The organism is Micromonospora sp. NPDC049048 (assembly GCF_043197615.1).
Classification (GTDB): domain Bacteria; phylum Actinomycetota; class Actinomycetes; order Mycobacteriales; family Micromonosporaceae; genus Micromonospora.
Window position 1 is genome coordinate 505,408 of the sequence record NZ_JBICTM010000004.1, and the last position, 25,166, is coordinate 530,573.

The window sequence follows — 25,166 nt, forward strand, 5'->3', positions numbered from 1 at the left end:
GTTGGTCATCTCAGGAGATTCCAAACTCTTTGCTGATGAAGTCGAAGATCTCGTCGTCGCTGGCCGAGTCGAGGTCGGGCCGGTCCGCTTCCACGGCGGGCCCGGCCGCCAGGTCGGACGCCTTGGCGAGCAGGTCCTGCATCCGGGCGGTGAACCGGGCGCGGGCCACCGGGTCGAGCGGGATCGCGGTGAGCAGGCTCTCCACCGTGTCGATGCCCTGGAAGAGCGGTTGCGTGGAGGGCGCCGCGTCGGCGGCGATCTCACTGGTCAGCTTCTCGGCGAGCGCCGTCGGCGTCGGGTAGTCGAAGACCAGCGTCGCCGGCAGCCGCAGCCCGGACAGGCCGTTGAGGCGGTTACGCAGGTCGACGGCGGTGAGCGAGTCGAACCCCAGGTCGGTGAAGAGCCGGTTCGGGTCGACCGCGTCGGCGCCGGCGTGACCGAGGACGGCGGCGATGTTCGCCCGTACCACGTCGAGCACCACCTTGAGCCGCTCCGGGCCGGCCAGGCCGGCGAGCCGCTGGCTGAGCTGCACCCCGCCGGAGCGGGCGCCGCTGGCGTCGACGGAGCGCCGCGTCGGCACCCGGACCAGGGCCCGGAGCATGGGCGCGAGGGAGCCAGCCTCCGCCTGTCCGCGCAGCGTCCCGACGTCGAGGCGCATCGGCACGACAGCCGCCGCGTCGAGCCGCCACGCGGCGTCGAAGAGGTTCAGCGCCTGCTCGGTGGCCAGGCCGGCGGCGCCCTGCTCGGCCATCCGCCGCACGTCGTCGTCGCCGAGGTGACCGGTCATGCCGCTGGCCTGCTCCCATAGGCCCCACGCGAGCGAGATGCCGGCGAGCCCGTGTGCCCGGCGGTGCGCCGCGAGGGCGTCCAGGAAGGCGTTCGACGCGGCGTAGTTGGACTGGCCGGCGCTGCCCAGCGTGGCCGCCGCCGAGGAGAACAGGACGAAGGCCGCGAGGTTCGCGTCGGCCGTGAGGCGGTGCAGGTGCCACGCCGCGTCGATCTTCGGCACGGCGACCGCGTCCACCCGTTCGGGGGTCATCGACTCCAGCACGCCGTCGTCGAGGACGCCGGCGGCGTGCACCACGGCGGTGAGCGGGTGCGCTGCCGGCACCCCGGCCAGCAGCGCCGACAGGGCGTCGGGGTCGGCGGCGTCGCAGGCCGCGACGGTCACCTCCGTACCGGCGCCGGCGAGTTCGGTGACCAGGTCGCCGATCCCCTCGGCCGCCGCGCCGCGCCGCCCGGCCAGCAGCAGGTGCCGTACGCCGTGGGTGGTGGCGAGGTGACGGGCCAGGATGCGGCCCAGCACGCCGGTCCCGCCCGTGATCAGCACGGTGCCGTCCGGGTCGATCCCGCCGGGCAGCGGCTCCACGCCGGCCGGAACCCGGCCGAGCCGTGGCGTGCGGACCTGCCCGTCGCGCACGGCGAGCTGCGGCTCGCCGGAGGCGATGGCGGCGGCCAGCGCCGCGGCGCTGTCCGGGGCGCCGTCGAGGTCGACGAGCTGGCACCGGCCCGGGTGTTCGAGCTGGGCGGTGCGCAGCAGGCCCCAGACCGGGGCCTGGCGCAGGTTGACCGCCTGCCGCTCCCCTGCCGCGACCGCGTTTCGGGTGACCAGCACCAGCCGCGAGTCGGCGAACCGGTCGTCGGCGAGCCAGGTCCGCAACGCGGCGAGGGTACGGTGCGTGATGGCGCGCGCCTGCGCGGCGAGCGCCGGGTCCGTCGGGTCTCCGGCGTCGCCGACCGGGACGATCACCGCCTCGGGCGTGGGCTCGCCCCCGGCGAGCAGGTCGCCCAGCGAGTCGAGGTCGACGTCGGTACGCACCCGGGCACCGGCCGCCTCGCAGGCGGCGCTTAGCGCCAGGTCGTCGCCGAGCGCCACCCAACGGGTGGCCGCCGGCACGGGGCCGGTGGGCACCGGCAGCACCGGCCAGTCCACCTGGAACAGCGACTCGTGCCGGCCGGAGCGGGCCGCACCGAGGGAGTCGCCGGAGACACGGCGCATGATCAGCGAGTCGACGTGCAGCACCGGGGCGCCGGTGGCGTCGGCCACCTGGAAGGAGACGCCGACCTCGCCGGCCGCGGCGACGCGTACGCGCAGGGCGGTGGCGCCGGCGGCGAGCAGGGAGACGCCGGTCCAGGCGAACGGCAGGCGGGGCACGCTGGCGTCGGCGCCGTCGCCCATCCGGCCGAGGAAGCCGCCGATCGACATGGCCTGCAACGCGCCGTCCAGCAGCGCCGGGTGCACGCCGAAGCGGCCGGCCTCGGTGTGGTGGTCGGCGGGCAGCTCGACCTCGGCGAAGACCTCGTCGTCGCGGGTCCACGCGGCCCGCAGGCCACGGAACGCCGGGCCGTACCCGAAGACGGTCGCCTCGATGCCGGAGTAGAAGTCGTCGGACTCGACGCGCGTCGCGCCGGGCGGCGGCCACACCCCCAGGTCGAAGGTGGGCGCGGCGTCGGCCGGCTGCGGGCCGAGCAGACCGGTGGCGTGGCAGGTCCAGGCGACGTCGGCCAGGATCTCGTCGGAGCCGTCCCGGTAGGGCCGGGAGTAGAGCTGGACGGTACGCCGCCCGTCGTCGTCCCGGTCGCCGACCGTCAGCTGCACCTGGAGCGCGCCGAGTTCGGGCAGGACGAGCGGGGCGAGCAGGGTCAGCTCTTCCACCGTCGGGCAGCCGGCCTGCTCACCGGCGTACGTGGCGAGTTCCACGAAGGCGGTGCCGGGCAGCAGGATGTTGTCCATCACCCGGTGCTCGCCGAGCCACGGGTGGGTACGCACCGACAGCCGCCCGGTGAAGACCATCCGCTCGCTGTCGGGGAAGGTCAGCGTGGCGCTGAGCAGCGGGTGCCCGGCGTCCTGGAGGCCGGCGGAGCTGACGTCCTGCGCCCGGTGCACGGGAGGCTCGACCCAGTACCGCTGGTGGTCGAAGGCGTACGTGGGCAGTGCCACGGTGTCGGTCTCGGCGAGGACGGCCGTCAGGTCGACGGGCAGGCCGATCGTGTGGGCGGTCGCGAGGTTCGTCAACAGCCGCGTCGGGTCGTCGTCGCCGCGCCGCAGGCTGCCCAGGGTGTGCCCGGTGACACCGGCGTCGTCCAGGATCGCCGTGACCGGCATCGTCAACACCGGATGCGGGCTGATCTCCACGAACGTCGTGTGACCCGCCTCGACGGCCACCCGCACGGCGGCCTCGAACTGGACGGTCTGCCGCAGGTTGTCGTACCAGTAGTCCGCCGTCATCGAGGACGGGTCCACCCAGTCCCCGGTCAACGTCGACACGAGCCGGGTGTGCCCCTGCTGCGGGGTCACGCCCGCCAGGTCGGCGCGCAACTGCTCGGCGACCTCCTGCACCGCCGCCGAGTGCGACGCGTAGTCCACCGGAATCAACCGCGCCCGCACCCCATCGCCCTGACACGCCTCCACCAGGTCAGCGACCGGCTGCGGCGGACCCGACACCACCACAGTCGACGGGCCGTTGACCGCCGCGACGCCCACGCCGGGGAACTCCCCGAGGCGCTCGCCGACCGACTCGGCCGACAGGTCCACCGACGCCATCGTCCCGGTACCCCGCAGCACCGTCAGCGCCCGCGACCGCAGCGCCACGGCCTTCGCCGCGTCCTCCAGCGACAGGATCCCCGCCACACACGCCGCACCGATCTCACCCTGCGAGTGACCGACCACCACAGCCGGGGTGACCCCCGCGTGCTGCCAGACGGCCGCGAGAGCGATGCCGACGGCCCACAGCACCGGCTGCACGACCTCGACCCGCTCCAACCACGACTCGTCATCACCCGTCAACACCGACACCAGGTCCACGTCCAGGTACGGCGCAAGAGCCCGCTGACACTCCGCCAACCGCGCGTCGAACACCGGCGCACGACCCACCAGGCCAGCCGCCATCCGCGCCGACTGCGCACCCTGACCCGGGAACACGAACACCGCACCCGCGCCGTGGGGCGTGGCGGCGCCGGCGACGACGTTGCCGGCCGGCGTTCCGGACGCCAGGGCGTCCAGCCCCGCCAGCAACTCCTCCGTGCTCGACCCGACGACGACGGCCCGCTGGTCGAACGTCGACCGGGTGGTGGCGAGGGACCAGCCCACCGCCGCCGCGTCGACCTCGCCGCGCTCGCGGACGTACTGCGCCAGGCGGGCCGCCTGGCCGGTCAGGGCACCCTTCGACCGCCCCGACAGCGGCCATGCGACGACGTCGGAGGCCACGAGGCCCGGCTGCGGGTCCACGCGTGCGGCGTCGGCCGGCTCGTCGCCCTGCTCGATGATCACGTGGGCGTTGGTGCCGGAGATGCCGAACGACGACACCGCCGCCCGGCGCGGCCGGTCCACCGCCGGCCACGGCCGCGACTCCGTCGCCAGCTCCACCGCGCCCGAGGTCCAGTCGATGTGCGGGGACGGCTCGTCCACGTGCAGCGTCGCCGGGACGAGGCCGTGCCGGATGGCCTGCACCATCTTGATCACGCCGGCCACACCGGCGGCGGCCTGGGCGTGGCCGATGTTCGACTTGATCGAGCCCAGCAGCAGCGGCCGGTCGCCGGGCCGCTCCCGCCCGTACGTGGCGAGCAGGGCCTGCGCCTCGATCGGGTCGCCGAGGGTGGTGCCCGTACCGTGCGCCTCGACAACGTCCACGTCGGCCGTGGAGAGCCGCGCCGAGGCCAGTGCCTGCCGGATCACCCGCTGCTGCGAGGGCCCGTTCGGGGCGGTCAGCCCGTTGGAGGCGCCGTCCTGGTTGATCGCCGAGCCGCGTACCACCGCGTAGACGGTGCGGCCCTGCCGGCGGGCGTCGGAGAGCCGCTGCACGAGCAGCATGCCGACGCCCTCGGACCAGCCGGTGCCGTCGGCGGACGCGGCGAACGACTTGCACCGGCCGTCGGCGGCCAGGCCGCGCTGCCGGGAGAACTCGACGAAGGCGGTCGGGGTGGCCATCACCATCACGCCGCCGGCGAGGGCCATGTCGCACTCGCCGCGCCGCAGCGCCTGGCCGGCCCAGTGCAGGGCGACCAGCGACGACGAGCAGGCCGTGTCCAGCGAGACCGCCGGCCCTTCCAGCCCGAACGTGTACGCCACCCGGCCCGAGATGACGCTGCTGGTCATCCCGGTCAGCATGTAGCCCTCGGCTGCCTCCGGCGAGTACGCGAGCAGCGAGCCGTAGTCCTGGCCGCTGGTACCGACGAAGACGCCGGTGCTGCTGCCCCGTACGTCGGCGGGGTCGATGCCGGCGGACTCGAAGGACTCCCAGGTGGTCTCCAGCAGCAGCCGCTGCTGCGGGTCCATCGCGAGGGCCTCGCGGGGCGAGATGCCGAAGAAGCCGGGGTCGAACCGGTCGACGCCGCTGAGGAAGCCGCCGCCGCGGGCGTAGAAGGTGCCGGGGGCGTCGGGGTCCGGGCTGTAGAGGCTGTCGAGGTCCCAGCCCCGGTCGGTCGGCAGGTCGCTGATCGCGTCGACGCCGTCGACCACCAGCCGCCACAGGTCGTCGGGCGACCACACCCCGCCGGGCAGCCGGCAGGCCATGCCGATGATCGCCAGGGGCTCGTCGTCGCCCACGGCCACGGTCGGGGTCGCGGGCCGGACGGGAACCGGGGTGCCGGCGATCTCCGTACCCAGGAAGGCCGCCAGGTCGTGCGGGGTCGGGTAGTCGAAGACGAGGGTGGCCGGCAGCCGCATCCCGAACGCGTTGTTGAGCCGGTTGCGCATCTCGACGGCGGTGAGCGAGTCGAAGCCGAACTCGCTGAACGCCCGGCGCGGCTCGATGGCCGCCGGGTCGGGGTAGCCGAGCACGGCGGCGGCCTGCCCCCGGACGATCTCGACGAGCGCGGCGGCCCGCTCGGTGTCGCCGAGCCCGGCGAGCTGCTGTACCAGCGACGCGCCGGTGGTGGCCGCGGCGGCGCGGGCGGGCGTGCGGATCAGGGCCCGGTACAGGGGCGGGATGCTGCCGCCGGCGAACTGCACCTTCATGGCGGCCAGGTCCAGCCGGGCCGGGACGAGCGCGGCGTCGGTGGTGCGGCAGGCCGCGTCGAAGAGGGCGAGCCCCTCCTCGGCCTCCATGGCGGCGACGCCGGAGCGGGAGATCCGGTTGAGGTGGACGTCGTCGAGCTCGGTGGTCATGCCGCTGCGGTCGGCCCAGAGACCCCAGGCGAGGGTGAGCGCGGCGAGGCCGCGCGCCTTGCGGTGCTGGGCCAGCCCGTCGAGGAACGCGTTGGCGGCAGCGTAGTTGCCCTGGCCCGGGCCGCCGGCGGTGGCGGCCAGCGAGGAGTACGAGACGAACGCCTTCAGGTCGAGGTCGGCGGTCAGCTCGTGCAGGTGCCAGGCGGCGTCGACCTTGGGCCGCAGCACGCCGTCCATCCGCTCGGGGGTGAGCGAGGAGATGACGCCGTCGTCGCGCACGCCGGCGGCGTGGATGACGGCGGTGAGCGGGTGCTCCGCCGGGATCGCGGCCAGCAGCTCGGCCACGGCGTTGCGGTCGGCCACGTCGCAGGCGGCGACGGTGACGCGCACGCCGAGCGCCTCCAACTCGGCGCAGAGCTCCGCGACGCCTCCGGCGGCCCGGCCGCGCCGGCTGGTGAGGATCAGGTGCCGGACGCCGTACGTGCTGACGAGGTGCCGGCTCATCAGCTGGCCGAGGGTGCCGGTGGCGCCGGTGATCAGGACGGTGCCGTCGGAGTCGAACGGGGCGGCCGGCGGTTCGGCCACGGCGGGGACCCGGGTGAGCCGGGCGCCGGCGGCGACGCCCGCGCGGATCACGACCTGCGGCTCGTCGGTCGCGACGGCCGGAACGAGCGCGGCGGCGCAGCCGGCCACGTCGTCGACGTCGACCAGCACGAACCGGTCGGGGTTCTCCGACTGGGCGGAACGCAGCAGGCCGATCACGGCGGCGCCGGCCAGGTCGGCCAGGTCGGTGTCCCGGTCGGTGGCGACCGCGCCCCGGGTCAGCACCACCAGTCGGGACACCGCGTAGCGCTCCTCGGCGAGGAACTGCTGGAGCACGGCGAGCACCCGGTGGGTCGCCTCGGCGACGGCGCGCGGCACGTCCGCCGACGTGGGCGGGTCGAGCAACGGCAGGACCAGCACGCCGGGCGCGTTCGTCCCGTCGTCCATCGCCGTGGCCAGGGCCGTCAGGTCGGGGTACGCCGCCACGGCCGTGCCGGTGGCCGCGACCGCGTCGGTGAGCGCCGCCGCGTCGCCGAGCACCGCCCAGTCGACGGTGGACGGGCCGGCGGGCAGCGCGAGCGGCGCCCACTCGACCCGGAACAGCGACTCGGTGCCGCCGCCGGAGGCGGTGCGGAGCTGGTCGGCGGAGACCGGCCGCAGGACGAGGGAGCCGACGGAGATGACCGGTGCGCCGGTGACGTCGGTGAGCAGCAGCGAGATGCTGTCGGGGCCGGTGTGCGAGACCCGCACGCGGGCCGCCGCGGCCCCGGCGCCGTGCAGGGCGACGTCGTTCCAGGAGAACGGCAGCCGGCCGTACCCGGGGGGCATGTCCGCCCCGGACGGCTCCCCGGCCGGCGTGGTCAGGCCGAGGGTGTGCAGGGCCGCGTCGAGCAGGGCCGGGTGCAGGCCGTACCCGCCGGCCTCGGCGGCGGGGGCCTCCGGCAGCGCCAGCTCGGCGAAGAGGTCGTCGCCGCGCCGCCAGGCGGAACGCAGGGCGATGAAGGACGGGCCGTAGTCGTAGCCCTGGGCGGCGAGGTTCACGTACAGGTCGTCGGTGCCGACCTCGGTCGCGCCCGGCGGCGGCCAGGTGGTCAGGTCGGACCAGCCGACGGGGCCGCTCGGCGCGGCGGGGCCGCTGGCCAGCACGCCGCTGGCGTTGCGGGTCCAGGTCCGCTCGCCGGCGCCCTCGGCCGGCTCGCCGTCCTGCGCGGAGTGCAGCGACACGGACCGGCAGCCCGTCTCGTCGGCCGGGCCGATCCAGAGCTGGATGTCCACGCCCCCGGTCTCGGGCAGGATCAGCGGCGATTCGAGGGTGAGTTCGCGGACGTGGTCCGCACCGACGTGCGCGCCGGCCTGGAGGGCGAGTTCGACGAAGCCCGTGCCGGGCAGCAGCACGGTGTCGAAGACAACGTGGTCGGAGATCCACGGGTGGGTACGCCGGGCCAGCCGGCCGGTGAACAGGAAGCCCTCGGCGTGCGCGACGCCGACGGCGGCCCCGAGCAGGGGGTGCTGCGCGGGGCGCAGGCCGACCGCGGTGACGTCGCCGGTCCACCCGGCGCCCGCCTCGGGCCAGTAGCGCTGGTGCTGGAACGCGTACGTGGGCAGGTCCACCCGGCGGGCGCCGGTGTCGGCGAACCACGGCTGCCAGTCGACGGCCACCCCGTGCACGTGCAGCTCGGCCAGGCCGGCCAGCAGCCCGTGCGTCTCGGGCCGGTCCTTGCGCTGCACGGCCGCGCTGAGCACGGCGTCGTCGCCGGGCAGGATGTCGGCCGCCATCGCGGTCAGTACGCTCTGCGGCCCGATCTCCAGGAACGTGTCGACTCCGGCGGCCCGCAGCGCGGTGACCCCGTCGGCGTACCGCACCGCCTTCCGGACGTGCCGCACCCAGTAGTCGGGGGTGCGGATCTCGTCGGCCTCGGCCAACGCCCCGGTCACGTTCGACACGACCGGCAGCGACGGCGCGGCGAAGGTCAGCCCGTCCAGCACGGCCCGGAACTCGCCCAGCATCGGCTCCATCAACGGACTGTGGAACGCATGGCTGACGGTGAGCCGGCGCGTACGCACGCCCCGGTCGCGCCAGACCCGCTCCACCTCGTCGAGAGCCTCGACGGCACCCGAGACCACCACCGCCGTCGGTCCGTTCACGGCCGCGATCCCCACGTCGGCCAGGCCGTCCAGCGTGGCCAGCACGTCGGCCTCGGTCGCCGCCACGGCCAGCATTCCGCCACCGGCCGGCAACGCCTGCATCAACCGCCCACGCGCCGCCACCAGGGCAGCGGCGTCGACCAGCGACAACACCCCCGCCACATGCGCGGCCGTGATCTCACCGATCGAGTGACCACCCACGAACTCCGGCGTGATCCCGAACGACTCCACCAGCCGGAACAGCGCCACCTCGACCGCGAACAACCCGGCCTGCGTGAACACCGTCTGATCCAACAAACCCGCCTCGGGGCTGCCCGCCTCGGCGAACAGCACCTCCCGCAGCGGACGCGGCAGCAACGCGTCCAGGTAGACGCACACCTCGTCCAGCGCGGCGGCGAAGACCGGGAACTCGGCGTACAACTCCCGACCCATGCCGGCACGCTGCGCGCCCTGACCGGAGAAGAGCACCGCGAGCGAACCTCGGTTGCCGGCCTGGCCGGCGACCACCGTGCCCGACGGGTCCCCGGCGGCGAGGGCGCGCAGCCCGGCCAGCAGCTCCTCGCGGCCGGTCGCGGGCACCACGGCCCGGTGGTCCAGGGTGGACCGGGAGGTGACCGCCGAGAAGGCCACGTCGAGGGGCCGCAGGGTCTCGTCGGCGGCGATCCGGGCCGCCCAGCGGGCCGCCTGGGCGGCGAGGCCCGCCGCGTCGCGGGCCGACACGGGCACCGGCACGAGCGGCCGCTCGACCACCGGCGCGGCGGCGGCCGACGGGGACTGCTGGGGCGCCGGGGCCTGCTCCAGGATGGTGTGCGCGTTGGTGCCGGACACCCCGAACGAGGAGACCGCCGAGCGGCGCGGCCGGTTCACCGCCGGCCACGGCGTCGCCTCGGTCACCAGCGAGACCTCGCCGGCCGACCAGTCGACCTCGGGGGTGGGCTCGTCGACGTGCAGGGTGGGCGGCACGACGCCGTGCCGCATCGCCATCACCATCTTGATCACACCGGCCACCCCGGCGGCGGCCTGGGCGTGCCCGATGTTCGACTTCACCGACCCCAGCAGCAGCGGCGCGGCGTCCCCCCGGTCCTGCCCGTACGTGGCCAGCAGCGCCTGCGCCTCGATCGGGTCGCCGAGCCGGGTACCCGTACCGTGCGCCTCGACCACGTCCACGCCGCCCGAGGCGAGGCCGGCGTTGGCCAGGGCCTGCTGGATCACCCGCTGCTGCGAGGGCCCGTTCGGGGCGCTGAGGCCGTTGGAGGCGCCGTCCTGGTTCACGGCGCTGCCCCGCACCACGGCGAGGATCGGGTGACCGTTGCGCTGCGCGTCCGAGAGCCGCTCCAGCAGCAGTACGCCGACCCCCTCCGACCAGCCGGTCCCGTCGGCGGCGGCGGCGAACGCCTTGCACCGGCCGTCGGCGGCGAGGCCCCGCTGCCGGGAGAACTCAACGAACGCGGCCGGCGTGCACATGGCGGTGACCCCGGCCACGAGCGCCAGGGTGCACTCCCGCTGCCGCAGCGCCTGCGCCGCGAGGTGCAGGGCGACCAGCGAGGACGAGCAGGCGGTGTCGATGGTGACCGCCGGCCCCTCCAGCCCGAACGTGTAGGCGATCCGGCCGGAGACGACGCTGCCGGCGTTGCCGGTCATCAGGTGCCCTTCCAGGCCCTGCGCGGCACCCATCAGCACGGTGCCGTAGTCCTGGCCGGTGCTGCCGGCGAAGACGCCGGTGCGGCTGCCCTTCAGCGAGTGCGGGTCGATGCCGGCCCGTTCGAGCGCCTCCCAGGAGGTCTCCAGCAGCCAGCGCTGCTGCGGGTCCATGGCCAGCGCCTCGCGGGGGGAGATCGCGAAGAAGCCCGGGTCGAAGTCGGCCACGTCGTGGACGAAGCCACCCTGCCGCGTGTACGACGTGCCGGACTGCTCGGGGTCGCTGTCGTAGAGCGACCCGAGGTCCCAGCCGCGGTCCTCGGGGAAGTCGGAGACCACGTCCCGGCCGGACGCGACCACCTCCCACAGGTCCTCGGGCGACCGCACCCCACCCGGGAAGCGGCAGCTCATGGAGACGATGGCGACCGGTTCCTGTTCACCGGCCTCCACCTCGCGCAGGCGCTGGCGCACCTGGTGCAGGTCAGCGGTGACCCGCTTGAGGTAGTCGAGAAGCTTCGCCTCGTCAGCCATGGACCGCGCACTCCTTGTGTTGACCCGTCGTCGCAGCAGCGATCACGTCAGGACATCCCCAGCTCACGGTCGATGAAGTCGAAGACCTCGTCCGGCGTCGCGTCCTGGAGCTTCTCGGCGACCGTGTCGCCGCCCGCCGGCGCGTCGGCCTCGTTGAGGGAGGCCAGCAGCGCCCGCAGCCGCTCGGTGATCCGAATTCGGGCGCTCCGGTCCGGCGCCGAGCCGGAGAGCGCCGCTTCCAACCTGTCCAGCTCACCGAAGACCGGTGCGACCCCGACCACCCCGCCGTCGACGATCGCGGCCCGCACGTACTCGGCCAGCCCGGCGGCGGTCGGGTAGTCGAAGACCACCGTGGCGGGCAGCCGGACGCCGGTCGCCGCGGTGAGCCGGTTACGCAGCTCCACGGCGGTCAGCGAGTCGAAGCCGAGTTCCCGGAACGCCCGGTCCGGCTCCACGGCGTCCATCGAGGCGTGCCCGAGGACCGCGGCGGCCTGCCCGCGTACCAGCTCCAGCAGGGTCTTGCGCCGCTCGGCATCGGTCTGCCCGGCGAGCAGCGCGGCCAGGGACTCGGCGGAGACGCCGGTCTCCTCGGCCCGCTCGGCGACGGCCCGACGCGCCTCGGCCACACCCGCGATGAGCGGGCTGGGCCGCACGGCCACGAACCCGGGCACGTAGCGGGCCCAGTCGATGCCGACCACCATCGTCGCCGGCTCGTCCCGCGCGACGCACTGCGCGAGCGCCGTAAGCGCCTGCCCGGTGTCGAGGCGGGACACGCCCGTACGACGGCGGCGCTCCTCGACGGCCTGGTCGGTGGCGGCCATGCCGCCGGCCGCCCAGGGACCCCACGCCACCGAGGTGGCCGGCAGACCCTGGCGGTGCCGCTGCTCGGCGAGGGCGTCGAGGTAGGCGTTGGCGGCGGCGTAGCTGCCCTGCCCGGCCGCGCCCAGCTGGCCGGCCATCGCCGAAAACAGCACGAACGCGCGCAGTTCCCGCCCGACGGTCAGCTCGTGCAGGTGCAGGGCACCGAGCACCTTGGGCCGCAGGACGGTGGCGAGCCGGTCGGCGGTGAGCCCGTCGAGCACCCCGTCCTCCAGCACGCCGGCCGCGTGCACCACGCTGGTCAGCGGCACCTCGGCCGGCACCTCGTCGAGCAGCTTGGCCAGCGCCGCCCGGTCGGCCACGTCGCAGGCCGCCACGGTCACCCGCGTGCCCGCCCCGGTCAGTTCCCGGACGAGGTCGGTGACGCCGGGAGCGTCCGCACCGCGACGGGAGACCAGCATCAGGTGCTCGGCGCCCCGGGCGGCCAGCCAGCGGGCCACCTCCGCGCCGAGCGCGCCGGTGCCGCCGGTGACCAGCGTCGTGCCCGGGTAGCCGGCCTCGTCGGTGGCGGTCTCACCGCCGGGCGAACGCACCAGCCGGCGGACGAGGATGGTGGCGCCGTCGACCGCGAGCTGGTCCTCGCCGTCGAGGCCGGCGAGCGCGGCGCAGAGCAGGTCCCAGCCGTGGTCGTCCAGGGTGGCCGGTACGTCGATCAGGCCGCCCCAGCGCTCGGGGTGTTCGAGGGCCACGACCCGGCCGAGGCCCCAGAGCAGCGACTGCTCCGGTCGACCGGGCGCTCCGCCCCGGGTGGTACCGGCGGCGCCCCGGGTGACGCACCACAGCGGCGCGGCGACGTCGAGGTCGCCGAGCGCCTGGATCAGCGCCAGCGACCGGGCGAGGAACGGCGGCACCGGCTGGGTGTCGTCGACCGCGCCGTCGGCGAGGGCGAGCAGCGACAGCACCCCGTCGACCGGGGCCGTTCCGCCGTCGGCGGTACGGGTGGCGCCACTCAGGTGCGCGACGAGGGCGTCCCGGTCGGTCAGGTTCTCCGGCACCGACACCAGCCGGACGTCGGCGCCCCGGCCGGCCAGCTCGACGGCGGCGGCCTCGCCCTCCTCCGGGTTCCGCTCGTCGGCGATCACCCACCAGGCGCCGGGCAGGAAACTGACGGGCGTCCCGGTGTACGGCTGCCAGACGCTGCGGTACCGCAGGTCGTCCAGGCTGGAGCGGTTGCGCTGCTGGCGCCGCCAGGAGGCGAGCACCGGCAGGGCCGCGCCCAGCCGTTCGAGGGACTCCGCCGCGTCCTGCTCGGTGAGTTCCGCGAGCGCCGCCAGGTCCTCGCTCTCGACGGCCGCCCAGAACGCGGAGTCGACGCCGCTCGGGGTCACCTCGGCGCCGTCCTGCTCCGTCACCGTGGTGGGCCAGAAGCGGCTGCGGTCGAAGGCGTACGTGGGCAGTGCCACGGTGTCGGTCTCGGCCAGGACCGTGCTCAGGTCGACGGGCAGGCCGATCGTGTGGGCGGTCGCGAGGTTCGTCAACAGCCGCGTCGGATCGTCGTCGCCGCGCCGCAGGCTGCCCAGGGTGTGCCCGGTGACACCGGCGTCGTCCAGGATCGCCGTGACCGGCATCGTCAACACCGGATGCGGGCTGATCTCCACGAACGTCGTGTGACCCGCCTCGACGGCCACCCGCACGGCGGCCTCGAACTGGACGGTCTGCCGCAGGTTGTCGTACCAGTAGTCCGCCGTCATCGAGGACGGGTCCACCCAGTCCCCGGTCAGCGTGGAGACGAGCCGGACGTGGCCCTGTCGCGGAGTCACGTCGGCCAGGTCGGCGCGCAACTGCTCGGCGACCTCCTGCACCGCCGCCGAGTGCGACGCGTAGTCCACCGGGATCAACCGCGCCCGCACCCCGTCGGCCTGACACGCCTCCACCAGGTCAGCGACCGGCTGCGGCGGACCCGACACCACCACAGTCGACGGGCCGTTGACCGCCGCGACGCCCACGCCGGGGAACTCCCCGAGGCGCTCGCCGACCGCCTCGGCCGACAGGTCCACCGACGCCATCGTCCCCGTGCCCCGCAGCACCATCAGCGCCCGCGACCGCAACGCCACGGCCTTCGCCGCATCCTCCAAGCTGAGGATCCCCGCCACACACGCCGCACCGATCTCACCCTGCGAGTGACCGACCACCACAGCCGGGGTGACCCCCGCGTGCTGCCACACCGCCGCCAGAGCGACGCCGACGGCCCACAGCACCGGCTGCACGACCTCGACCCGCTCCAACCACGACTCGTCCTCGCCGGTCAACACCGCAACCAGGTCCACGTCCAGGTACGGCGCCAGGGCCCGCTGGCACTCCGCCAGCCGCGCGTCGAACACCGGCGCACGACCGACGAGCCCGGCAGCCATCCGCGCCGACTGCGCACCCTGACCCGGGAACACGAACACCGCACCCGTTCCGGAGGCCGTACCCGTGACGAGGTTCCCCGCCGGCGCGCCGGCGGACAGGGCGTCGAGCCCGGCCAGCAGCTCGGCCACCCCGGCGCCGACGACGGCGGCCCGGTGGTCGAACGTCGACCGGGTGGCGGCGAGGGACCAGCCCACCGCCGCAGCGTCGAGGTCGGCGTGCGCGCGGACGTGCTGGGCCAGGCGGGCGGCCTGACCGGCCAGCGCGCCCTTCGACCGCCCCGACACGGCCCAGACGACGACGTCGGAGGCCACGAGTCCCGGGCTGCGGCCCTCGGTGGCCTCGCCGTCGGTCTCCGCGCTCTCGGCGGGCCGGTCCTCGGGCAGTTCGATGATGACGTGCGCGTTGGTGCCGGAGATGCCGAACGACGACACCGCCGCCCGGCGCGGGCGCTCCACCGCCGGCCACGGCCGCGACTCCGTCGCCAGCTCCACCGCGCCCGAGGTCCAGTCGATGTGCGGCGACGGCTCGTCCACGTGCAGCGTCGCGGGGACCACGCCCTCGCGCATCGCCAGCACCATCTTGATCACACCGGCGACACCGGCGGCGGCCTGGGTGTGGCCGATGTTCGACTTCACCGAGCCGAGCAGCAGCGGCTCGTCGCGCTCCTGCCCGTACGTGGCGAGCAGGGCCTGCGCCTCGATCGGGTCACCGAGGGTGGTGCCCGTACCGTGCGCCTCCACCACGTCCACGTCGGCCGTGGAGAGCCGCGCCGAGGCCAGTGCCTGCCGGATCACCCGCTGCTGCGAGGGCCCGTTCGGGGCGGTCAGCCCGTTGGAGGCGCCGTCCTGGTTGACGGCGCTGCCCCGCACGATCGCCAGCACCTCGTGACCGTTGCGCCGGGCGTCCGACAGCCGCTCCACGAGCAGCATGCCGACACCCTCGCCCCAACCGGTGCCGTCGGCACCAGCCGCGAACGCCTTGCACCGGCCGTCGGCGGCCAGGCCCCGCTGCCGGGAGAACTCCACGAACAGCCCGGGCGTCGCCATCACGGTCACGCCGCCGGCGAGGGCCAGGTCGCACTCGCCACGCCGCAGCGACTGCACCGCCAGGTGCAACGCCACCAACGACGACGAACACGCCGTGTCCACCGACACCGCCGGCCCCTCCAACCCCAACGCGTACGCCACCCGACCCGACACCACACTCGCGGCGTTGCCCGTGCCCGCGAAGCCCTCCACCTCGTCCCCCGCCACCATCAGCAGGGCCCCATAGTCCTGACCATTCGTGCCCACGAACACCCCTGTTCGCGAACCCCGAAGGACCCCAGGCTCAACCCCTGCCCGCTCGACCGCCTCGTACGACACCTCCAGCAGCAACCGCTGCTGCGGATCCATGGCCAACGCCTCACGGGGGGAAATCCCGAAGAAACCGGCATCAAACTCCGCCGCCTCGTAGAGGAAGGCGCCGCTGCGGACGTAGGAGGTGCCGGTGGAATAGGGGTCGGGGTCGTAGAGCTTCTCGACGTCCCAACCCCGGTCGCCGGGTAGGTCGGACACGGCGTCGCGGCCGGCGTGCAGCATCTGCCAGAACCGCTCGGGGTCGTTGGCCCCGCCGGGGAAGCGGCAGGACATGGCGACGATGGCCACCGGCTCGTCGTCGCCGAGCGCCACCGGGGCGGTCTCGGCGGCCACGGCGGTCTCGCCGCCCAGTTCCTCGTGCAGGTGCCGGGCGAGCGCGGTCGGTGACGGGTAGTCGAAGACCAGGGTCACCGGCAGCCGCAGCGAGGTGGCGGTGGCGAGCCGGTTGCGCAGCTCCACCGCCGTCACCGAGTCGAAGCCGAGGTCCCGGAACGCGTGGTGCGGGTCGACGGCCTGGCCGTCGGCGTACTTGAGGACGGTGGCCGCCTGGTCGCGGACCAGGTCGAGCAGCGCCTGCTGGCGCTCGGCGGCGCTCATCCGGGTGAACGCGCCGGCGGGGTTGGCCTCGTCGGTCTCCTTCGCCTCGGCGAGGCCCTTGGTGGCCTGCAACCGCTGTGCCTCGGGGATCTCCGAGATCAGCGGGCCGGGCCGAGTGGCGGTGAACGCGACGAAGAACCGGTCCCAGGCGATGTTCGAGATGGTCAGGAACGTCTCGTCGTGCTCGACGGCCTGGTGCAGGGCCGCGACGGCGAGCCGCGGCGGCATCTCGGGTGCGCCGTGGCGGTGCAGCATCCGGCCGAACTCGCCGTCGGCCATGCCGCCACCGCCCCACGCGCCCCAGCCGATCGAGGTGGCGGGCAGGCCGAGGGCCCGCCGGTGCTCGGCGAGGGCGTTGAGGAAGGCGTTGCCGGGGGCGTAGTTGCCCACGCCGGAGCTGCCGACGGTGCCGGCCATCGAGGAGAACAGGATGAACGCGTCGAGGTCCAGCTCGCGGGTCAGCTCGTGCAGGTTCAGCGCGGTGGTGACCTTCGCGCTGAGCGCGTAGTCGACCTGCTCCAGGGTGAGCGAGTTGATCACCGAGTCGTCGAGCACGGCGGCGGTGTGCACGACGGTGGTCAGCGGGTGCTCGGGCGGCAGGTCGGCGAGGACGGCGGCGAGCGCCGACCGGTCGGCGGCGTCGCAGGCGGCGACGGTCACCCGGGCACCGAGCGCCACCAGCTCGGCCTCGAGGTCGGCGATGCCCTCGGCCTGCCGGCCGCGCCGGCTGACCAGCACCAGGTGCGCGGCGCCGTTGGCGGCGAGCCAGCGGGCCATGTGGCCGCCGAGCGCGCCGGTGCCGCCGGTGACCAGGGCGGTGCCGGAGGGCCGCCAGGTGCGCGGGGCGGGGGTGTCGCCGAGCGGGGCGTGCAGCAGTCGGCGGCCGAACGCGCCGGCCCACCGCAGCGCGACCTGGTCCTCCCCGTCGGCGCCGGCAAGGACGCGCACCAGCCGGCGGCCGGCCGCGTCGTCGAGCTCGTCGGGCAGGTCCACGAGGCCGCCCCAGCGGTCCGGGTGCTCCAGTGCGGCTACCCGGCCGAAGCCCCAGGTGAGCTGCTGGAGCGGGTGCGGCAGCGGGTCGGCCGGGCCGGTGGCGACGGCGCCACGGGTGAGGCACCACAGCGGCGCGCGGACGCCGGCGTCGCCGAGCGCCTGCACGAGGGTGACGGTGCCGGCGAAGCCGACCGGCACCGACGGGTGCGCCGGGGCGGGCGTCTCGTCGAGCGGCAGCAGCGACACGATCCCGGCGGGCCGGGCGCCACCGTCGGCGAGGTCGCGCAGCCGGGCGGCGAGCGCCGCGCGGTCCGTGCGGTCGGCGTCCAGCGCCAGCGGTACGACGGTGCCGCCGTGCCGCCGCAGCGCCTCGCCGCAGAAGGCGGCCTCGGCCGCGCCGGTGTCGTCGGGGCCGGTGAGCAGCCACCAGGTGCCGGTGACGGTCGGCTCGCCGGCGGCGTCGGGGGCGACCGGCGTCCAGCTGTCCCGGTACCGCCAGGAGTCCACGGTGGCCTGGTCGCGGTGCCGGCGACGCCAGGCGGCGAGGACCGGCAGCACGTCGGCGAACGCCGCGTCGGATACCGGCTGCGACTCGGTCGTGGCGGAGAGCTCGGCCGTGAACGCGCTCAGGTCCTCCGCCTCCACGGCCGCCCAGAAGCGGGCGTCGACCTCGTCGTCGGCCACGGGACCGGCGACGCCGGCAGCCGGGGCGGGCGCGGCGGACGGCTGCGGCCAGTAGAGCTGCCGCTGGAACGGGTACGTGGGCAGGTCGCGACGCCGCCCGGCGAGGCCCGCGAAGGCGGGCCGCCAGTCCACCGGCGTACCTCCGGTCCAGACCTCGGCCACCGCGCGCAGGAAGCGGCCGAGGCCGCCCTCGCCCCGGCGGAGGCTGCCGGTGACGGTCACCGCGTCCGGGTCGGCGGCGGCCAGCTCGACGCTCTCCTGCACGGCCATGGTCAGCACCGGGTGGGCGCTGACCTCGACGAAGGTCTGGTAGCCGGCGGCGACGAGGCTGCGTACCGCGTCGTCGAAGCGGACGGTCTGCCGCAGGTTGCGGTACCAGTAGTCGGCGTCGAGGGCGGCGGTGTCGAGCCAGTCGCCCTCGACGGTGGAGCGGAACCGGACCTCGCCGGTGCGGGGCCGCAGCCCGGCGAGCAGTTCCAGCAGTTGGTCGCGCAGCTGCTCGACGTGGGCGGAGTGGGACGCATAGTCCACGGGGACGCGGCGTACCCGCACCTCGCGGGACTCGTAGTGGGCGACGAGGTCGTCGAGGGCGGCGCTGTCGCCGGACACCACCACGGAGGTGGGTCCGTTGACGGCGGCCAGGGCGATCCGGCCGGCCCAGCGGGTGATCGTCGCGGTGGCCTCGTCGGCGGTGGTGGCGACCGAGACCATGCCGCCGTCCCCGGCGATGCCTGCGATGATCCGGCTGCGCAGGGCGACCACGGCCGCCGCGTCGTCCAGGGTGAGACCGCCGGCGACGTACGCGGCGGCGATCTCGCCCTGGGAGTGGCCGACGACGGCGGAGGGGCGTACGCCGTACGACTCCCAGAGGGCGGCGAGCGAGACGCTGACCGCGAACAGGGTGGGCTGCACGACGTCGACCCGCTCCAGCGAGGGGGCGTCGGGCGCGCCGCGCACCGCGTCGGTCGGCGACCAGTCGACGTACGGGCGCAGCGCCTCGGCGCAGGCGGTGAACGTCTGCGCGAAGACCGGGGCGGTGTCGAGCAGCTCGGCGGCCATGCCGACCCACTGCGAGCCCTGGCCGGGGAAGACGAACGCGACCTCGCCCGGCGTGCCGGGGACACGGGTGACGGTCTGCGGGGTGGGCCGGCCGGCGGCGAGCGCGTCGAGGGACGCGGTCAGCTCGTCGCGGTCGGCGGCGAAGACGACGGCCCGGTGGTCGTGCGACGCGCGGGTGGCGGCCAGCGACCAGCTGACGTCGGTGAGCCCGGCGTCGTCGACGGTGTCGAGGTGGTCGCGCAGGTCGCGGGTGCGGGCGGTGAGGGCGTCGACGGTGCGCCCGGAGAGCACCCAGGGCAGTTCCCCGCCCGGCCCGCCGGCCGTCGGCTCGGAATCCGGCTCGTCGGCGGGGGCCTGTTCGAGGATGGTGTGCACGTTGGTGCCGCTGATGCCGAACGAGGAGACGGCGGCGCGGCGTACGCCGTCGACCGGCTCCCACGGTCGGGCGGAGGTGAGCAGCTCGACGCTGCCGGCGCTCCAGTCGACGTGCGGGGTGGGCTCGTCCACGTGCAGGGTGGGCGGCAGCACCCCGTGCCGCATGGCCAGCACCATCTTCATCACCCCGGCGACGCCGGCGGCGGCCTGGGTGTGCCCGATGTTCGACTTCACCGAGCCGAGCCAGAGCGGCCGGTCGGCGGGACGGTCCTGCCCGTACGTGGCGATGAGGGCCTGCGCCTCGATCGGGTCGCCCAGGGTGGTCCCGGTGCCGTGCGCCTCGACGGCGTCGACCTGGTCGGGGGTGAGCCCGGCGTTCGCGAGGGCCTGCCGGATCACCCGCTGCTGGGCGGGGCCGTTGGGGGCGGTGAGGCCGTTGGAGGCGCCGTCCTGGTTGACGGCGCTGCCGCGCAGCACGGCGAGGATCGGGTTACCGTCGCGGCGGGCGTCGGAGAGCCGCTGGAGCACCAGCAGGCCGATGCCCTCGCCCCAGCCGGTGCCGTCGGCGGCCCCGGCGAACGGCTTGCACCGGCCGTCCGCGGCGAGGCCGCGCTGGCGGGAGAAGCCGACGAAGATGCCGGGGGTGGCCATCACGGTGGCGCCGCCGGCCAGGGCGAGGTCGCACTCCCCCGTCTGGAGGGCCTGCGCGGCCAGGTGCATCGCGACCAGCGACGACGAGCAGGCGGTGTCGACGGTGACCGCCGGGCCGTGCAGCCCGAAGGTGTACGCCAGCCGGCCGGAGATGACGCTGGCGGAGGTGCCGGTGGCGAGGTAGTTCTCGTCGACGTCCCCGGTGGCCATCAGCAGTGAGCCGTAGTCCTGGCCGTTGGTGCCGACGTACACGCCGGTGCGGGTGCCGCGCAGGGCGGTCGGGTCGATCCGGGCCCGCTCGAACGCCTCCCAGGTGGTCTCCAGCAGCAGCCGCTGCTGCGGGTCCATGGCGAGGGCCTCGCGGGGGCTGATGCCGAAGAACGCCGGGTCGAACTCGCCGGCCCCGGTGACGAAGCCGCCCTCCCGGACGTAGCTGGTGCCGAGGTGCTCGGGGTCGGGGTGGTACAGCTCGGCGAGGTTCCAGCCGCGCTCGCCGGGCATCAGGCTCATCGCGTCGGTGCCGGTGGCGACGAGGTCCCAGAGCTGCTCCGGCGAGGCGACGCCGCCGGGGAATCGGCAGCTCATCGCGACGATGGCGATCGGCTCGCGGTCGCGGCCCGTGCCGTCGGCGACCACCTCGCTGGTGGTGTGCCCGGCGGTGAGGCCGTGCAGGTGGGCGGCGAGTTCGGCGACCGTGGGGTGGTCGAAGACCAGCGTGGCGGGCAGGGTCATGCCCGTTTCGGCGGTCAGCCGGTTGCGCAGTTCGACGGCGGTGAGCGAGTCGAAGCCGAGGTCGCGGAAGGTGCGGTCGGGCAGCGGCTGGCCGGCCGGGTAGCCGAGCACGACGGCGGCCTGGGTGCGGACGAGGTCGGCGAGCTGCGGCAGGGACCGGCCGACGACCACGGCGCGGGCGGGGCCGGTGGGCACGGCGGGCACCCCGGGCAGGGCGGCGATCAGTGGCGTCGGGCGGCCCCAGGAGGCGGCGAGGCGTCCCCAGTCGACGTCGGCGACGGTGACGGCCGGCTCGGCGGTGTTGACCAGCCGGCCGAGGGCGGTGACGGCCTCGGCGACGGGGAGCGGGTTGACCCCGCCGCGGGCGAGCCGGGCGGTGAGGGCGGCGGCCATGCCGTCCTCGGCCCAGGCGCCCCAGGCGATGGCGGTGGCGGGCAGGCCCTGGTCGCGGCGCCAGGCAGCGAACGCGTCGAGGTAGGCGTTGGCGGCCGCGTAGTTGCCCTGCCCGGCGCTGCCGATGACCCCTGCGAGGGAGGAGAAGAGCACGAACGCGCCGAGGTCGCGGTGGGCGGTGGCCTCGTGCAGCACCCGGGCGGCGCGGACCTTGCCGTCGAGGACGGTCTGCATGCGGGCCAGGTCGAGCCCGTCGAGGACGCCGTCGTCGACCACGCCGGCGGTGTGCACGACGGCGGTCAGCTCCGGCAGGTCCGCCACCAGGGCGTCGACGGCGGCCCGATCGGTGACGTCACACGCCACCACCCGTACCGCACCCAACTCGGCCACCAACTCCGCCGCGCCCGGCGCCGCCGGACCCCGCCGCGAAGCGAGCACCACCTCGGCCACCCCGTTGGCCAGCAACCAACGAGCCACATGCCGACCCAACGCACCCGTACCACCAGTCACCAGCACCGTCCCGGCAGGCCGCCAACCCGCACCCGCGGGCGGCGCGGCCGGCAGCAGCCGCCGGCCGAGGACGCCCTGCGGGCGGATCGCCACCTGGTCGTGGCCACCGTCTGCGAGGACGGCGAGCAGCGCGTCGGAGGCGGTGCGGTCGACGCGGGCGGGCAGGTCGACCAGGCCGCCCCAGCGGTCAGGCTGTTCGAGGGCGACGACCCGACCCAGGCCCCAGGCCAGGGCGGCCCACGGGTCGGCGACGGTCTCGCCGACGCCGACGCGGACGGCGCCCCGGGTGAGGCACCAGAGCCGGCCGGGCAGGCCGGCGTCGGCGAGCGCCTGGGTGAGGGTGAGCAGCAGCGCGGCGCCGCCCGAGACGGCCGGGGCGTGCGGCAGCGCCCGGTCGGTCGCGGGAAGCACGCAGAGCACCCCGGCCCAGCCCTGGTCGCCGTGGCCGCGCAGCAGGCCGGTCAGCTCCGCGCGGTCGACGCCCGGGGTGACGGTGAGGATGTCGACGTGGGCGCCCGCAACGGTCAGGGTCCCGGCCACGCCGGCGTCGTCGGCGTCGGCGGTGACGACCAGCCAGCGGCCGGTCAGCGCCGGCGCGGCGGCGGGGCGTACCGGCTCCCAGTCGACCCGGTACGTCCAGCCGTCCACCACGGCGTCGCGTTGGCGGGACCGCCGCCACGACGACAGCACCGGTACGGCCGGGGCGAGGGCCTCGACCGCGGCGGGATCGTCCTGCACCGCCAGGTGGGCGGCGACGCCGGTCAGGTCGCCGCGCTCCACGGCCGCCCAGAAGTCCCCCTCGGCGGCGTCGCCCGGCGCGGCCCGTCCGGCGGCGTCGCCGACCTCGGGCCAGTAGCGCTGGTGCTGGAACGCGTACGTGGGCAGGTCCACGCGTTGGGCGTCGGTGTCGGCGAACCACGGCTGCCAGTCGACGGCCACCCCGTGCACGTGCAGCTCGGCCAGGCCGGCCAGCAGCCCGTGCGTCTCGGACCGGTCCCCGCGCTGCGCCGGCACGGCGAGCACGCTCTCCCCGGCAGGCAGGGCGTCGCCGACCATGGCGGTCAGGACGCTGCGCGGCCCGATCTCCAGGAACGTGTCGACTCCGGCGGCCCGCAGCGCGGTGACCCCGTCGGCGAAGCGGACGGCCTCCCGGACGTGGCGCACCCAGTAGTCGGCCGTACGGATCTCGTCGGCGTCGGCGAGCGCCCCCGTCACGTTCGACACGACGGGCAGCGACGGCGCGGCGAAGGTCAGCTTGTCGAGCACCGCGCGGAACCTGGCGAGCATCGGCTCCATGAGCGGGCTGTGGAACGCGTGGCTCACGGTCAGCCGGCGCGTACGCACGCCCCGGTCGCGCCAGACCCGCTCCACCTCGTCGAGGGCCTCGACGGCACCGGAGACGACGACCGCCGTCGGCCCGTTCACGGCCGCGATCCCCACGTCGGCCAGGCCGTCCAGCGTGGCCAGCACGTCGGCCTCGGTCGCCGCCACGGCCAGCATTCCGCCACCGGCCGGCAGCGCCTGCATCAGCCGGCCCCGTGCCGACACCAGCGCGCAGGCGTGCTCCAGCGACAGCACCCCGGCCACGTACGCGGCCGTGACCTCGCCGATCGAGTGGCCGGCGACCAGGTCGGGGGCGATGCCGAAGGACTCGACCAGCCGGAACAGCGCCACCTCGACGGCGAACAGGCCGGCCTGCGTGAACACCGTCCGGTCCAGCAGCTCGGCGTCGGCCGACCCCTCGGCGGCAAAGAGCACCTCGCGCAGGGGGCGCGGCAGGGCCCGGTCCAGGTACCCGCACACCTCGTCGAGGGCGGTGGCGAAGACGGGGAACTCGTCGTACAGCTCCCGGCCCATGCCGGCGCGCTGCGCGCCCTGGCCGGAGAAGAGCACCGCGAGCTGGCCGCGCGGCGACCCGGCGCCGACCACGACGGTGCCGGCCGGTTCCCCGGCGGCGAGGGCGCGCAGGCCGGCGAGCAGGTCGTCGCGGCCGGTCGCGGACAGCACGGCGCGGCGGTCCAGGGTGGAGCGGGAGGTGACCGACGAGAAGGCCACGTCCAGCGGGCGCAGGGTCTCGTCGGCGGCGAACCGGGCGGCCCAGCGGCCGGCCTGCGCGGCGAGCGCGGCGTCGGAGCGGGCGGAGAGCAGCACGGGGGCCACGGTGCGGGTCGCCGGGACCCTCGGCGCGGATCCGGCCTCGTCCTCGACCTCAGCGGAGGCCGGGGCCTGCTCGATGATGGTGTGCGCGTTGGTGCCGGACACGCCGAACGACGACACCGCGGCCCGACGCGGCCGGTCCACGGCGGGCCACGGGGTGGCGGCGGTGGCGAGGGTGACCGCCCCGGCGGTCCAGTCGATGTGCGGGGACGGCTCGTCGACGTGCAGGGTGGGCGGCACGACACCGTGCCGCATCGCCATCACCATCTTGATCACACCGGCCACCCCGGCGGCGGCCTGGGCGTGCCCGATGTTCGACTTCACCGACCCCAGCAGCAGCGGCGCGGCGTCGTCGCGGTCCTGCCCGTACGTGGCCAGCAGCGCCTGCGCCTCGATCGGGTCGCCGAGCCGGGTGCCCGTACCGTGCGCCTCCACGACGTCGACCTGCTCGGGGGTGAGCCGGGCGTTGGCCAGGGCCTGCCGGATGACGCGGATCTGGGAGGGGCCGTGCGGGGCGCTCAGGCCGTTGGACGCGCCGTCCTGGTTCACCGCGCTGCCGCGCACCACGGCGAGCACCGGGTACCCGTGCCGCTGCGCGTCGGAGAGCCGGGTGAGCAGCAGCATGCCGATGCCCTCGGACCACGAGGTGCCGTCGGCGCCGGCGGCGAACGCCTTGCACCGGCCGTCGGCGGCGAGGCCGCGTTGCCGGCTGAAGCCGACGAAGACCGCCGGGGTGGGCATGACCGTCACGCCGCCGGCCAGCGCCAGCTCGCAGTCGCCGTTGCGCAGGGCCTGCGCCGCCAGGTGGACGGCGACCAGCGAGGACGAGCAGGCGGTGTCGACGGTGACCGCCGGCCCCTCCAGCCCGAGGGTGTACGCGACGCGGCCGGAGATGACGCTGGTGGCGTTGCCGGTGAGCAGGTGCCCCTCGCCGTTCTCGGCCTGCGCCATCATGCCGTCGTAGCCGTGCGAGGACGCCCCGACGAAGACGCCGGTGCGGCTGCCCCGGACGGCCGGCAGCGGCAGCCCTGCCCGCTCGAACGCCTCCCAGGAGGTCTCCAGCAGCAGCCGCTGCTGCGGGTCCATGGCGACGGCCTCGCGCGGCGAGATGCCGAACAGGTCGGCGTCGAAGTCGGCGGCGGAGTAGACGAAGCCGCCCTCGCGCACGTAGCTGGTGCCCGGGTGGTCGGGGTCGGGGTGGAAGAGGTTCTCCAGGTCCCAGCCCCGGTCGGCGGGGAACGGCCCGATCCCGTCGCCGCCGTCGTGCACGAGCTGCCACAGCGCCTCGGGGCTGTCGACCCCGCCGGGGTAGCGGCAGCTCATCGCCACGATGGCGATGGGCTCGGCGTCGCGGGCCTCCAGCTCGCGCAGCCGACGCCGGGTACGCCGCAGCTCCGAGGTCGTACGCTTCAGGTACTCGACGTACTTCTCGTCCTCGTTGCTCACCGTGGACCTACCTCACT

2 protein-coding genes are annotated in these 25,166 nt (G+C 75.4%); both read right to left on the minus strand.

Annotation, left to right across the window (positions count from 1 at the left end; all coding sequences use genetic code 11):
• Positions 1–10 precede the first annotated feature (10 nt).
• The gene (locus ACGFIG_RS16910) at positions 11–10,963 is read right to left on the minus strand and encodes a type I polyketide synthase (protein ID WP_393003742.1); all 10,953 of its coding nucleotides are present in this window, start codon (positions 10,961–10,963) and stop codon (positions 11–13) included.
• A gap of 47 nt (positions 10,964–11,010) precedes the next feature.
• A complete protein-coding gene (locus tag ACGFIG_RS16915) occupies positions 11,011–25,149 on the minus strand; it encodes a type I polyketide synthase (protein WP_393003744.1) in 14,139 nt (4,712 codons plus the stop codon).
• Between the last annotated feature and the right edge of the window lie 17 nt (positions 25,150–25,166).